Here is a 12,290-nt window from a genome sequence, read left to right as displayed (position 1 = left end):
AGCCTGACCGATCGGTCAGATCGAAGGCGTGGCGTTCCCCACAGGCCGTCGGGGTGTGCCGCGGGCCGACACCCTCCGGCGCCGGTCCGGCCGAGGTTCAGCGGGGCGCCGGACCCGAACCGGGGTCGTTGCCTAGTCCGCCTCGCCGTGCGCCCGGTCGTACGCGTCCCGCGCGTCGGCGATCGCGGTGCGGTGCCGCTCGGCCCAGCTGGTCAGAGCGACCAGCGAGTCGTAGAGCTCCAGCGCGATCGGGGTGGCGGTGTACTCCACCTTCGGCGGCACGGTCGGATAGACCGTCCGGCGCAGCAGGCCGTCGCGTTCCAGGTTGCGCAGGGTCAGGGTGAGCATCCGGCGGCTGATCCCCTCCACCGTGCGCTCCAGTTCGGTGAAGCGCACCGGCCCCTGGGAGGCGGCGACCAGGATGCCGATGCTCCACTTGCCACCCACCCGGTCGAGCACCTCGCGGACGGTGCACGCCCTGGCCTGGCCGGGGGTGAAAGGCGCGTCGCCGGCCGCGCATTTCTGGACCCCGTCCACGGACACATCGGTGTTCCCCTGGGACATGAAAGTGCCTCCTTACGCTCCGCCTCATGGTCACAGAAGATGTCTCTGGTAACAAACCGTGCACCTAGGAGGCGTCCGTGTCCACCCGTACCGCCGAATCCCGCTGGCCGGCGCTGCTCGTGCTCTGCGCCGGCAGCCTGATGATCATCCTGGACGGCAGCATCGTCGCGGTGGCGCTGCCCGCCATCCAGCGGGACCTGGGCTTCACCGCGACCGGCCTGGCCTGGATGGTCAACGCGTACCTCGTCGCCTTCGGCGGGCTGCTGCTCCTCGCCGGACGCCTCGGCGACCTGCTCGGCCGGCGGGCGGTCTTCCTGGCCGGCGTCGCGCTGTTCACCGTGGCCTCGCTGTTCTGCGCGGTGGCGACCGGCCCGGAGGCGCTGGGCGTGGCCCGCTTCCTCCAGGGCGTCGGCGGGGCGCTCACCATGGCGGTGAGTCTCGGCATGATCGTCCGGCTCTTCCCGGAGCCCGCCGAGCGGGCACGCGCGATCGCGGTCTTCAGCTTCACCGGAGCCGCCGGGGCGTCGATCGGCATGCTGGCCGGGGGCGTGCTCACCGACCTGGCCGGCTGGCCCGCCATCTTCGCGGTCAACCTGCCGATCGGGCTGCTGATCCTGCTGGCCGCCGTACGCCTGCTCGACGCCGACCGCGGCATCGGCCTGCGCGCCGGCCTGGACCTGCTCGGCGCGGCGCTGGTCACCGGGGGCCTGATGCTCGCCGTGCTGGCGATCGTCGGCACCGGCGAGCACGGCTGGGCCTCGGCCCGGACGCTCGGCGCCGCCGCGCTCGCGGTGGCCCTGCTCGCGGCGTTCGGGCTGCGGCAGCGGTCGACCGGGACCCCGCTGCTGCCGCCGCGGGTGCTGCGTACCCCCGACCTGGTCGCCGCCAACGTCGTGCAGTTCCTCATGGTCGCCGCGTTCTTCGGCTTCCAGTTCCTCCTCGCGCTGGAACTCCAGCTCGTCCTGGATCTCGACCCGACGGCCACCGGGCTGGCCTTCCTGCCCACGCCGGTGACGATCGCGGTGGTCTCGCTCGGCCTCGCGGGCCGGCTGATCGCCCGGTACGGCGCGCGGGCGCTGCTGGTCACCGGGCTCGCGCTGGCGGTGGCCGCGTTCCTGCTGCTCGCCCGGCTCCCGGTCGACGGCGGCTACCTGCCCGACGTGCTCCCGTCGATGCTCCTCTTCGGCGTCGCCGGCGGGCTCGCCCTGCCGGCGGTCACCACGCTGGCGATGGCCGGCGCCGACCCGGCCGACGCCGGGCTGGCCTCCGGGCTGGTCAACACCACCCAGCAGGTCGGCGGCGCGCTCGGGCTGGCCGTGCTCGCCACGCTGGCCGCCAGCCGCGCCGACGTCCTGCGGAACGTCGGCCGGGCCGAGGCCGAAGCGCTCGCCGCCGGCTACCGGACCGCGTTCACCGTGGCCGCCGCCCTCGTCGCGGCCGCCCTCCTGGTCGCCGTGGTCACTCTCCGCCCCCGGCCCGCCCCAGCCGCCGAGCCGACCCCAGCCGCCGAGCCGACCCCGGTCGCGGAGTCGACTTCGCGGTAGGTCGTCGCGGCCTCAGCGGCTCACGGCGGTCTCCCGGTCGACGCGGGACAGCTTCTCGGGATTGCGTACGTGGTAGAGGCCGGTGACGTGGCCGTCTTCGAACCGCACCGCCAGCACGCCGTCGAGCTCGCCGTTGACCCGGACGAGCAGTCCCGGGCCACCGTTGACCTGTACCAGCTCGACCGACCTCTCGGCGTCGCGCTTCCACCAGCCGACCGCCAGCAGGCGAGCCACCTTGTCGACCCCCACGACGGGCCGCGGCAGGGCATGTTTGATTCCGCCGCCGTCGCTCAGGGCGACGACGTCCGGCGCGAGGATGTCGAGCAGGCTCTGCAGGTCGCCGGTTTCGACCGCTCGTTGGAAGGCTTGGAGTGCGGCTCGGGTCTCGGCCGGGGAGGCGATGCCGCGTGGTCGGCGGGCGGCGACGTGTGCCCGTGCCCGGTGGGCGATCTGGCGGACGGCGGCGGGGGTCTTGTCGACGGCTTCGGCGATCTCGTCGTAGTCCAGATCGAACACCTCGCGCAGCACGAACACCGCCCGCTCGATCGGCTGAAGCGTCTCCAGCACCACCAGCATCGCCATCGAGACGCTGTCGGCCAGCTCGACGTCCTCGGCCACGTCGGGCGCGGTCAGCAACGGCTCGGGCAACCACGGCCCGACGTACGACTCCTTGCGCCGGCCGAGCGCACGCAGCCGGTCCAGCGCCTGCCGGGTGACGATCCGCACCAGGTAGGCGCGCTCCTCCCGCACGGTGCCGGAATCGACGCCCACCCATCGCAGCCACGTCTCCTGCAGGACGTCCTCGGCGTCAGCGGCCGAACCGAGCATCTCGTAGGCGACGGTGAACAGCAGGTTGCGGTGGGCGAGGAACGCCTCGGTGGCGGCGTCCAGCGGCGGCTCGGCGGTGTCCGTAGTGCGCTTGCTCACGCCTCGCTCCTGCCTGTTCGCTCCCGGCTCTGCCACACGCACATGACGCCGGTCCCCGCCGTTCTGTGACACCCATGATCGATGGTCCACGTCACACGACCGTGCTGTCACGGGGATCGGCGAGCCGACGTCTCGTGCTCGTCCGGACGCCATCCGAACGGTCCGGTCCGAGATCGAGAAGGGACGACCTCACCATGTCCACGCCCACGACGACCGAACTCCGGTCGCGCATGCCCAACCCCCTCGCGTTCATCCCCGAGGTGGCCGAAATCGCCGAAGGCATGCACAAGGTCTTCCGGAACGGTGCCATTCCACCGACCACCGTCAGCCTGCTGCAGCTCCGCGCCGGGCAGATCCTCGGTAGCACGTACTTCACCATTCGGGAAACCGGCAACCTCCGCGCGGCCGGGGAATCCGAGGAGCGGATCACCGCCGTGGCGACCTGGCGGGACGCCCCGTACTTCACTGACGCCGAACGGGTCGCACTGGAACTCGTGGAGGCCGTGCTCACCCCGAACCCGACCGGGGAGCGCGTCCCCGACGCGCTGCACGTCAAGGCGTCCGCGCACTACGACGACAAGGCGCTCTGGACGCTGATCGTGGCGATCGCCCACATCGGCTTCTTCACCCCAGCAGCTCTCATCGCCAAGCCGATCCCCGGCATGCCCCCCGGCCAGAACTACAGCGAGTAGCGCCCAACAGGTATCCGACCACCTATCAGAAAGGCACGGCACATGAGCATCAGGAAGTTCGCGGTGGCCGGAGCGACCGGCCGGCTGGGCCGCCACGTCGTCGACGTCCTCGCCGAACGGGGGCACCAGGTCGTTCCGATGTCCCGGGCCACCGGCGTGGACGTCATCACCGGTGACGGCCTCGCCGAGGCCCTCACCGGGGTCGACATCATCATCGACGTCGCGTCGTGGCACGCCTCCGAGCAGCACGCGGCGACGGAGTTCTTCCGCACGTCAGCCCGCAACCTGCACGAGGCCGGCCAGAAGGCGGGAGTCGCTCAGATCACCGTGGCGTCCGTCATCGGCATCGACAAGGCCACCGCCGGCTTCGGCGTCGCCAAGAAGGTGCACGAGGAGCTCCACCTCTCCGAACGCCTCCCCGTCCGCATCCTGCGGGCCGCGCAGTTCCACGAATTCGTCGGTCAGTTCCTGGACTGGCGGCAGGGCGACGTCGCCCACGTCCCGGCCTGGCCCAGCCAACTCGTCGCGGCTCGCACCGTGGCTAAGGCGCTGGTCGACCTGGCCACCGACCCCGACGCGCCCGTCCGGCCCGTTCCCGGAACGCCGATCCCCGAGATCGCCGGACCCCGCAAGGAGAACCTCGCCGAGGCGGCCAAACTCCTTGGTGCCCGCCGGAACATCAAGGTCGTCGGCGTCGACAACCCCAACCTGCCCGACGCCGAGTACGCCGCCGGCGGAGGGCTCCTGCCCGGCCCGCATGCCAAGCTCGCCGGACCCACCTTCCAGGAGTGGCTCGACACCCGACCCTGACCCGGCCGGAGCCGGCCGCGCGCGGCCGGCTCACCGGTTCCGGTACCGAGCCGCCGCGCGAACGATCCGCGGCGCGCGACACCACCAACCAGTGAGGACGAAAGTCATGGCACACACGAAGGCGCAGGCTCCGGCGGTCACGTCGCGCCGCTGGGCCGCGCTGTTCTTCATCGGGCTGGGCCAGCTCATGATCATCCTGGACGCGACCGTCGTGAACATCGCGCTGCCGTCGCTCCAGCGCGACCTGGGGATCTCCGACGGCGACCGGCAATGGATCCTGACCGGGTACACGCTGGCGTTCGGCAGCCTGCTGTTGCTCGGCGGCCGGATCGCCGACTACACCGGCCGTAAGCGGGCCTTCCTGGTCGCGCTGCTCGGCTTCACCGCGGCGTCGGCGCTCGGCGGCGCGGCGACCAACTTCGAGATGCTGTTGACCGCCCGCGTCCTGCAGGGCGCATTCGGCGCGCTGCTCGGGCCGTCCGCGCTTTCCCTGCTGACCGTGACGTTCACCGAGCCGAGGGACCGCGCCAAGGCCTTCGGGATCTGGGGCGCCATCTCCGCCGCGGGCGGCGCGGTCGGGCTGCTGGCCGGCGGGGCACTGACCGACTACCTGGACTGGCGCTGGTGCCTCTACGTCAACATCCCGATGGCGCTGATCGCGGCGATCGGCGGGTACGCGGTGCTCGCCGAGTCGCGGCGCGCGGGCAAAGCCCGCTTCGACATGCCCGGCGTGCTGCTGGTGACCGGCGGGCTGGTCGCGATCGTGTACGCCACCAGCCAGGCCGAGTCCGCCGGCTGGGGCTCGGCGGAGGTCATCGGCCTGCTGGCCGCCGGCGCGGTACTGCTCGCCGCCTTCGCCCTCGTGGAGAGCCGGGTGCGGCAGCCGCTGCTGCCGCTGCGGCTGATCGCCGACCGCACCCGCGCCGGTGCCTACCTGTCCGTCGGCCTGGCCGTCATCGGAATGTTCGGGGCGTTCCTCTTCATGACCTACTACATGCAGGTCGTCAAGGGATACTCGCCGATCAGGACGGGCGTGTCCTTCCTCCCGATGGTCACGGCGGTCCTGATGTCGGCCGGCGGCCTCGCCACCCGGTTGCTGCCCAAGCTCCCGCCGCGGGCGCTGATCGTGCCCGGCATGCTCATCAGCTGCTGCGGCATGCTATGGATGGTCACCCTCGACGCCGGCACCGGCTACGCCGGCGGCGTCCTGGTCGCGCAGCTTCTGCTCGGCTTCGGCGCGGGCATGATCATGCCGGTGGCCCTCAATTACGCCACCCACGGCGTCGACCAGGGCGACTCGGGCGTGGCCTCGGCCAGCTTCAACACCGCGCAGCAGATCGGCAGTTCGATCGGCACCGCGCTGCTCAACACCATCGCCACCGGCGTGACCGTGGACTACCTGGCCTCGCACGGCTCGGGCCCGGCCGTCGCCAGGCAGGCCATGGTGGAGGGCTTCGGCGCGGCCAGCGCCTGGGCCGCGGGGATCATCGCGGTTGGCGCGCTGATCGTCGCCGTGCTGATGAACGCCCCACGCCCCGGGCGCGACGCCGCCGCCGAGGGCGCCGGGAGCGCCGAGCCGCTGCTCGTACCCGCCTGAGGGCCCATCCGGGTCGCCCCGGGTGCCGGGCGCCGTCCTTGCTGGTGGAGGCCGTGCCCGGCCCGCTGAACGCGTTGGCCCGCCCCCGGCGCGCCGGCGGTGTCGGAGCTGGCCGCGCTCGGGGTGGCCGGGTCAGCTACGGCGGTGGCCTGTACGACGCCGCCCGCGCGCACACGGCCCGGCTGCTCGACGTCGTCCGGGCCGGCGGCGACCCCTTCGGCGGGGATCACACCGCCGCGTCCGGTTGACCGTCGGCCGCCGGGCCGGGAAGGTAATCGGATGAGTCGTGCTGACGAGACCCGGGACGGGGTGGCGCTGACCAACCTCGACCAGCCGCTGTCCGACGGCGACGACGCGACCAAGCGGGACCTGGTCGACTATCTCGACGCCGTCCACGAGCGGATCCTGCCGCCGCTGCGCAACCGGCCGCTGTCGGTGATCCGGGTCCGGCCCGGACAGCCGGCGTTCATGCAGAAGAACCTGCCGAAGTACACCCCGGACTGGGTGCGCCGCACCTCCGTCTGGGCCGAGGCGTCCCACCGCGAGGTCTCGTACGCGCTCTGCGACGACCGGCGCACCCTGCTCTGGTTCGCCAACCAGCGTGCCGTGGAGTACCACCCCACCCTGGCCACGGTGGACGACCTGCACCGCCCCACCCACCTGGTGCTCGACCTCGACCCGCCCGAGGGGGACTCGTTCGGGCTGGCGGTGGCCGCCGCCCTGCTGGTCCGGCAGGCGCTCGCCGACGCCGGGCTCACCGGCGCGGTCAAGACCAGCGGTGCCAAGGGCGTGCACGTCTTCGTGCCGGTCGCGGCGGGCGCCGCCGTGGAGGACATGGCCGCCGCCACCCGGGCGGTCGCCGCCCGCGCCGAACGGCTGGACCCGGCGCTGGCCACCACCGCCTTCATCCGGGAGGACCGGGGCGGCAAGGTGTTCGTGGACTCGACGCGGGCCGGCGGGGCGACCGTGGTGGCCGCCTACAGCCCGCGGCTGCGGCCGGGCGTGCCGGTGTCCTTCCCGGTGGACTGGGCCGACCTGGGCGACGTCGCCCCGGCGGACTTCACGATCCGCACCGCCCCGGCGCTGGTCGCCGACCGCGACCCGTGGGCCGAGCGGATGCCCGCGCCGCAGCAGCTCCCGGCGGACCTGGTCGCGGAGGGGCACACCATCCCGATCGCGCGGGTGCAGGCCATGCACGAGGGCAAGCGCCGGGCCCGCGCCCGCCGCGCCGCCGGCTGACGTACGCGCCGCACCGCCGCTGACCGGCGGTCCGCCGGAGGTCCGTCCTCGGCCGGAGGTCCGGCGTCGGCCGGAGCCCGGCGGTCGGCCGGAGAGGTGTCGTCCGCGTGGCGCTACCGCTCGCCGGGTCGGACGAGCCCGCTCTCGTAGGCGATCACGACGAGCTGGGACCGGTCGCGGGCGTGCAGCTTGGCGAGCAGGCGACTGACGTAGGTGCGGGCGGTGTCCGGGCTGAGGTGCAGGGCGGCGCCGATCTCCGCGTTGGACCGCCCGGCGCCGACCTGGGCGAGGACGTCGCGTTCCCGCTCGGTGAGCCCGGCGAGCCGGGTGCCGTCGGGCACGGGGGAGCGGGCGGCGGCGGCGAGGACCCGGCGGGTGACGGCGGGCGACAGCAGCGCGTCCCCGCCCGCTACGGTGCGCACGGCGGCGCGCAGGGCGTCGGGCGCGGTGTCCTTGAGCAGGAACCCGGCCGCCCCGGCGCGGATGGCGTCGAAGAGGTACTCGTCGTCGTCGAAGGTGGTCAGCATGACCACCTGTACGTCGGCGAGGCCGGGGTCGGCCAGGATGCGCCGGGTGGCCTCGATGCCGTCGGTGGCCGGCATGCGGACGTCCATGAGGACGACGTCCGGCCGGTGGGCCCGGACGGCGGCCAGGCCGGTGGCGCCGTCGGCGGCCTCGGCGACAACGGCGATGTCCGGGTCGCGTTCGAGCAGCGCCCGGAGCCCGGCGCGGATGAGGTGCTGGTCGTCGACGAGGACGACGCGGAGGGGCGTCACGGCCGGGGCCCGGACAGCGGCAGTCGGACGGACACCCGGAAGCCGCCCGTCCCGGCGGTGCCGGTGTGGACGGTCCCGCCGAGCAGGGCGACCCGTTCGGACATCCCGCGCAGCCCCTGGCTTCCGCCGCCCTGCTGGCTCAGGCCGCCCGGTGCCTGGCCCCCGCCGCACAGCCCTTGGCTACCACCGCTCCGCACCGGGCCCCCGCCGCCCGGTGCCTGGCTCCCGCCGTCCTCCCCGGGCGGCGCGGCGGCGCCCCGGCCGTCGTCGACGACCTCCAGCGCCAGGTGGGAGCCGGTCGCCCGGACGGTGACGTCGACCCTCGTGGCCCGCGCGTGTCGCAGCGCGTTGGTCAACGCCTCCTGCACGACCCGGTAGGCGGTCGTGCCCACGACCGCCGGCAGCGCGCCGACGTCGCCGTCGACGCGCAGCTCGACGGCGAGGCCGCTGCGACGGACGCCCTCCGCCAGGGCGGCGAGCTGGTCGACCCCCGGCGGTGGCCGGCGGACGCCGGTGTCGCCGCGCAGGGTGCCCAGCGTCGCGCGCAGCTCGGCCATGGCACTGCCGCCCGCCGACCGGATCGCCGCCAGCGCCGCGTCCACCCGCTCCGGTGCCCGGTCGGCGAGCGCCTCCTGCGCCACCGCCGACTGGAGTGTGACCACGGACATCGTGTGCCCGAGGGTGTCGTGTACCTCCCTGGCGATGCGCAGGCGCTCGGCCTCGACCTGCCGGGCGGCCTCCCGCCGCCGCTCCTCGGCGGCCGCGACCACCTGCCGGGCCAGCTCGGCCCGCAGCGAGCACCGGTGACGGACGGCGTCCCCCAGCGCGACGACGGCCAGCATCAGCGCCGCCTCGGACCCGAGGCCGAAGCCCAGGACGATGCCGGCGTCGTCGCCCTCGGCCAGCCGCGACGCCACCGACGCCGCCAGCAACGCCCCGCCGACCACCGCCGCCCACAGCGCCCGGCCCCGCTCCGCAGCCGCGTACAGGACGGCGGCGGCCGGCGCGGCCAGGCCGATCGGCGGCAGGTCCAGGGTGTAGTACGCCGTGATGCCGAGCGCGGTCGCCAGCAGCGCCGGCACGGGCCAGGCCCGGGCGGCGAGCAGCAGAGCCCCGAAGCCGACCGCGAATCCGTACGCCGTCGGGGCACTCGGGGCGTCGCCGGTGGCCACGGCCGCCGCGACCAGGCAGAAGGTGGCCAGGCCGAGCAGGGCGTCGGTGCGGGTGGGGCGGGATACCGGCACGCCACGAGCGTAGGACCAACCGGGCGCCGGCACTGTCGCCCAGGCGCGTCCGTCAGCGGCTGTCGGCTACGTCCGGAAGCGACCTCGACCGCGCGGGTGGGCGACCGGGCGGCGTCGGCGCACGTCCGGGAGCGACCCGGGTTCGCGCTCCTGGGCGGCAGACCGGCGACGGCGGCCGGCCTAGCGTCGACGACGACCAGGCGTATGGCGTCGGAACGGCGCGACGGATCGGCAGGAGGACTCATGACCCGCAACAGGCTGACCTGGGCGGTGCTCGTCGCTCTCGTGTGGACGGCGATGATGTCGTTCGGCGGCGTCGCCGCCGAGACCGTGATGCTCTACCCGAACATCTTCGGCGACCCGCCGGCGTCGCTGGACCGGGCCCGCGAGTTCCTGGTGGCGGGCGGCCCGAGTGACTACTTCCCGCCGCTCGGCGCCACCGTCGTCCTCACGTCCCTCGCCGCGACGGTGCTCACCTGGCGTGACCGCCGGCTGCGCTGGTGGATCGTCGGCGCGGCAGCGGTGTTCGTCGCCTGCGAGTTCCTGTTCTCCGTGTTCTTCTTCTGGCCGCGCAACGAGATCATGTTCGTCGACCCGGTCGGCACGCACTCCCCGGAGTACCTGCGCCAGGTCGCCGCGGAGTTCGTCGCCGGGCACCGGGTGCGTCTTCTGGGCGGTGCGGTGACCGCCGTGCTGGCGTTCACGGCGCTGCTGCGCTGGGCCCGGTCCACCGCGCCACGGACCTGACGGAGACGGACAACGGGGCGGACGCGTCTGCGTCCGCCCCGTGTGTGTTGGGCGAACGCCAGGGCCAACATGGCCGGCACCCGGGATCGGCGCCTTCCGGCTCCGCGAGCCGAGGCGGGCGATGACGGTCGACGCCGGCACATGTTCGGCACAGGGGCTTCCCACCCGACGCGCGCGCTGCCCTATGGCGACGATGATCCAATAGGTAGTCTCTCGCTCATGGTCGCGCTGCCCCGCGCCTCGCGTTCATGGCGACCCCGCGCCGCAGCCGCCTTCGCCGTCGCGTCATGCCTCGCGGTCGCCCTTCGATGAGCCGCCGTGCGGACGATCGAGGTGGCCCGAGGCGTTTGCCGCGTAGACGCCCCGCGCTCGGTGGACCCGTGGACGTTGTTGGCCGCGCTGCGGCCCATCGGTTCAACGGGAACGGATGCACATTGAGAGGGTTTAGTGATTAAGGCTGGTTCGAAGGTCCTGGCTCTGATTGTTGGTGCGCTCGTCATTCCGTTGAGCCTGATCGGATGCACGGAGAGCGAAGGATCCGGCGGGCGGACGGAGATTGTCGAAATCGAGAACACCGCACAGGTCTTCGGCAGGCAGGGTGAGGCGGTGACCGTCAAGAGGCACTACATGATCCTGAACCCACCGAAAGATCTCACGGAGTTGAAAGAACTGGTCGAGGGCTACAGCAAGGATCACCCGATTGACGGAGAAATCGAGGCGACACCAGGTCGGAACAGGGTTTTCGACGTGTCCTTCTACAGGGAGAGCGAGGATCTGCCGAGAGGCTGGCAGCCTGATGAAGGCTACCTGAACACGGATCGACTCGAACATCACAAGAACGATCTGGTTGCATCTGTCTCCTGGTCGGATGTCGATCCGAAAAAGAACTACGATCTTTATGAGAAGAGCAAGAAGGGCAAAATCGTGAAGCGGATGCGCTTCATCGAGGATCAGCTTGTCGAGTGATGCTGGGATCTGAGGCGGGTATGTGGCCGCAGCCGTTGCCGTCGTTCCTGCGGCCGGCCTCGCTGTGCTCGTCGAATGGGCTGCAGTCAAGACTGTGGCAGCGGACAGGAGAGGTGAGCCGGTAGCCGGCACGAACGCCTATCTCCTGACTGGCATCGAGGCGATGAGGCATGCCGTCACGGCATACTTGGCGCAGTGAGAATTAGCGAAGGCCCCTTAGCGTGACCAGGTCGTCAGTAGGCTTTGCTTGTGAACGACCTGCGGGTGTCCGATCGTGATCGGGAAGCTGTTGTGGCTCGGCTCGGTGCCGCTGCCAGCGAGGGGCGACTGACCCTCGCCGAGCTGACTGATCGGTCAGGGCAGGCCTATGCCGCGAGGACCTACAGCGAGTTGGCGGCCCTGGTCGCCGACCTGCCGCCGGCGGAGCGCGACAACCGAAGCCTGGTCGTCGATTACACAGGCCTGGCCCTATCGCTCTTGGCGCTGGCCGGGGGCGTGGTCTGGATGCCGCTGTTTCCGCACCTTGATTTCGGTGCCCTTCTCGGAGCCACCGGCGTCGTGTTCGGCCTGTTCGCGATTCGTGCAAGCACTCACGCTCTTTGCCGCGCGGTGGCAGTCTTGGGGCTTGTCGGCGGCTCGTTCGGCGTTGCCCTGCAAATCGCCTGGATTGCTGTCAACGCGCTGGAGTACGTGAAGGACTTGCTCTTGTAATGCGTAGGTCGTGCTGGGCGCGGGCCGCCGTCCTCACGCCCGAGATGCAAGCCTCGCCCCTGTATGAATTCGCACGACCCGCGGCACGCCGCCGTGTCGAGGTGGCTCAACGGGGGAGTGCCGCCGACACAGGTAGCCGAGTGGGCCGGGCGATCCGGCGGGGTGCTGTTGAGGATCTACGCCAGGTGTCTGGACGGCGGTGACGCCGCTCGCCGGCAGCGCATCGAGAGCGATTGGCCACGACTGACCCGCGCCGAAAACCTTGGCACGTATGTGGCGCAGACGGCCGCTACGGGCCGCTGGCGGCCCCGGACACTGCCGGACACACGATGAAGGCCCTTGACCGGGTTTTGCCTGGTCAAGGGCCTTTTCGTGCTGGTCGGCTCTGGTGCCCCCGGCAGGATTCGAACCTGCGCCCCCGCCTCCGGAGGGCGGTGCTCTATCCCCTGAGCTACGGGGGCTCAGCGACTTGA

General features: G+C 72.3%; 13 protein-coding genes and 1 tRNA gene. 9 read left to right on the top strand and 5 right to left on the bottom strand.

Translation table 11 applies throughout. The features are described from left to right. Nucleotides 1-132: 132 nt before the first annotated feature. Nucleotides 133-564 (bottom strand): winged helix-turn-helix transcriptional regulator, encoded by a 432-nt coding sequence (locus tag ACGF5G_RS10400; protein WP_393261096.1) that lies wholly within the window; start codon nt 562-564, stop codon nt 133-135. Between the two features lie 77 nt (nt 565-641). Here ACGF5G_RS10400 and ACGF5G_RS10395 point away from each other — a divergent pair, with 77 nt between their 5' ends. Next, the gene (locus ACGF5G_RS10395; protein WP_393261094.1) at nt 642-2,108 is read left to right on the top strand and encodes an MFS transporter; all 1,467 of its coding nucleotides are present in this window, start codon (nt 642-644) and stop codon (nt 2,106-2,108) included. Between the two features lie 12 nt (nt 2,109-2,120). Here ACGF5G_RS10395 and ACGF5G_RS10390 read toward each other — a convergent pair whose 3' ends face one another. Then, on the bottom strand, nt 2,121-3,035 hold the full coding sequence (locus ACGF5G_RS10390; RefSeq protein WP_393261091.1) for an RNA polymerase sigma-70 factor: 915 nt from the start codon (nt 3,033-3,035) through the stop codon (nt 2,121-2,123). Nucleotides 3,036-3,229: 194 nt separating this feature from the next. On the opposite strand from ACGF5G_RS10390, the gene ACGF5G_RS10385 reads away from it, so the two are divergent. The 5 genes from ACGF5G_RS10385 to ACGF5G_RS10365 all read left to right on the top strand — a co-directional run bounded on the left by ACGF5G_RS10385 (nt 3,230) and on the right by ACGF5G_RS10365 (nt 7,373). Continuing rightward, complete coding sequence (locus ACGF5G_RS10385; protein ID WP_393261089.1) at nt 3,230-3,727, top strand: carboxymuconolactone decarboxylase family protein; 498 nt, start codon at nt 3,230-3,232, stop codon at nt 3,725-3,727. A 42-nt stretch (nt 3,728-3,769) separates the two neighbouring features. Then, a complete protein-coding gene (locus tag ACGF5G_RS10380; RefSeq protein WP_393261086.1) occupies nt 3,770-4,537 on the top strand; it encodes an SDR family oxidoreductase in 768 nt (255 codons plus the stop codon). Nucleotides 4,538-4,643: 106 nt separating this feature from the next. Next, nucleotides 4,644-6,134 carry an MFS transporter gene (locus tag ACGF5G_RS10375; protein WP_393261084.1) on the top strand — a complete coding sequence of 497 codons (1,491 nt, stop codon included), beginning with the start codon at nt 4,644-4,646 and terminating at the stop codon, nt 6,132-6,134. Between the two features lie 53 nt (nt 6,135-6,187). Continuing rightward, complete coding sequence (locus ACGF5G_RS10370; protein ID WP_393261082.1) at nt 6,188-6,382, top strand: hypothetical protein; 195 nt, start codon at nt 6,188-6,190, stop codon at nt 6,380-6,382. Between the two features lie 31 nt (nt 6,383-6,413). After that, the gene (locus ACGF5G_RS10365; RefSeq protein WP_393261080.1) at nt 6,414-7,373 is read left to right on the top strand and encodes a DNA polymerase domain-containing protein; all 960 of its coding nucleotides are present in this window, start codon (nt 6,414-6,416) and stop codon (nt 7,371-7,373) included. A 113-nt stretch (nt 7,374-7,486) separates the two neighbouring features. On the opposite strand, the gene ACGF5G_RS10360 is transcribed toward ACGF5G_RS10365, so the two are convergent. Further along, nucleotides 7,487-8,149, bottom strand: coding sequence for a response regulator (locus tag ACGF5G_RS10360; protein ID WP_393261079.1), 663 nt, complete (start codon nt 8,147-8,149; stop codon nt 7,487-7,489). Then, nucleotides 8,146-9,393: a sensor histidine kinase gene (locus ACGF5G_RS10355; protein WP_393261076.1), complete on the bottom strand. Its 1,248-nt coding sequence runs from the start codon at nt 9,391-9,393 to the stop codon at nt 8,146-8,148. Before ACGF5G_RS10355 ends, ACGF5G_RS10360 begins: the two co-directional genes overlap by 4 nt. 243 nt (nt 9,394-9,636) lie before the next feature. Between ACGF5G_RS10355 and ACGF5G_RS10350 the strand changes: the two genes are divergently transcribed. From ACGF5G_RS10350 to ACGF5G_RS10340, 3 genes are all read left to right on the top strand, one after another. Then, the gene (locus ACGF5G_RS10350; protein WP_393261075.1) at nt 9,637-10,140 is read left to right on the top strand and encodes a DUF1772 domain-containing protein; all 504 of its coding nucleotides are present in this window, start codon (nt 9,637-9,639) and stop codon (nt 10,138-10,140) included. 447 nt (nt 10,141-10,587) lie between these two features. Continuing rightward, nucleotides 10,588-11,106, top strand: coding sequence for a hypothetical protein (locus tag ACGF5G_RS10345; RefSeq protein WP_393261073.1), 519 nt, complete (start codon nt 10,588-10,590; stop codon nt 11,104-11,106). Between the two features lie 249 nt (nt 11,107-11,355). After that, nucleotides 11,356-11,817 (top strand): DUF1707 domain-containing protein, encoded by a 462-nt coding sequence (locus ACGF5G_RS10340; protein WP_393261070.1) that lies wholly within the window; start codon nt 11,356-11,358, stop codon nt 11,815-11,817. Between the two features lie 386 nt (nt 11,818-12,203). Here the strand turns inward: ACGF5G_RS10340 and ACGF5G_RS10335 are convergent. Then, nucleotides 12,204-12,278 (bottom strand) — tRNA-Arg (locus ACGF5G_RS10335). Between the last annotated feature and the right edge of the window lie 12 nt (nt 12,279-12,290).

The organism is Micromonospora sp. NPDC047730 (assembly GCF_043204765.1).
Classification (GTDB): Bacteria; Actinomycetota; Actinomycetes; order Mycobacteriales; family Micromonosporaceae; genus Micromonospora.
The sequence above is the reverse complement of the archived record's forward strand: the minus strand, read 5'-3'. Positions and strand labels throughout refer to the sequence as shown.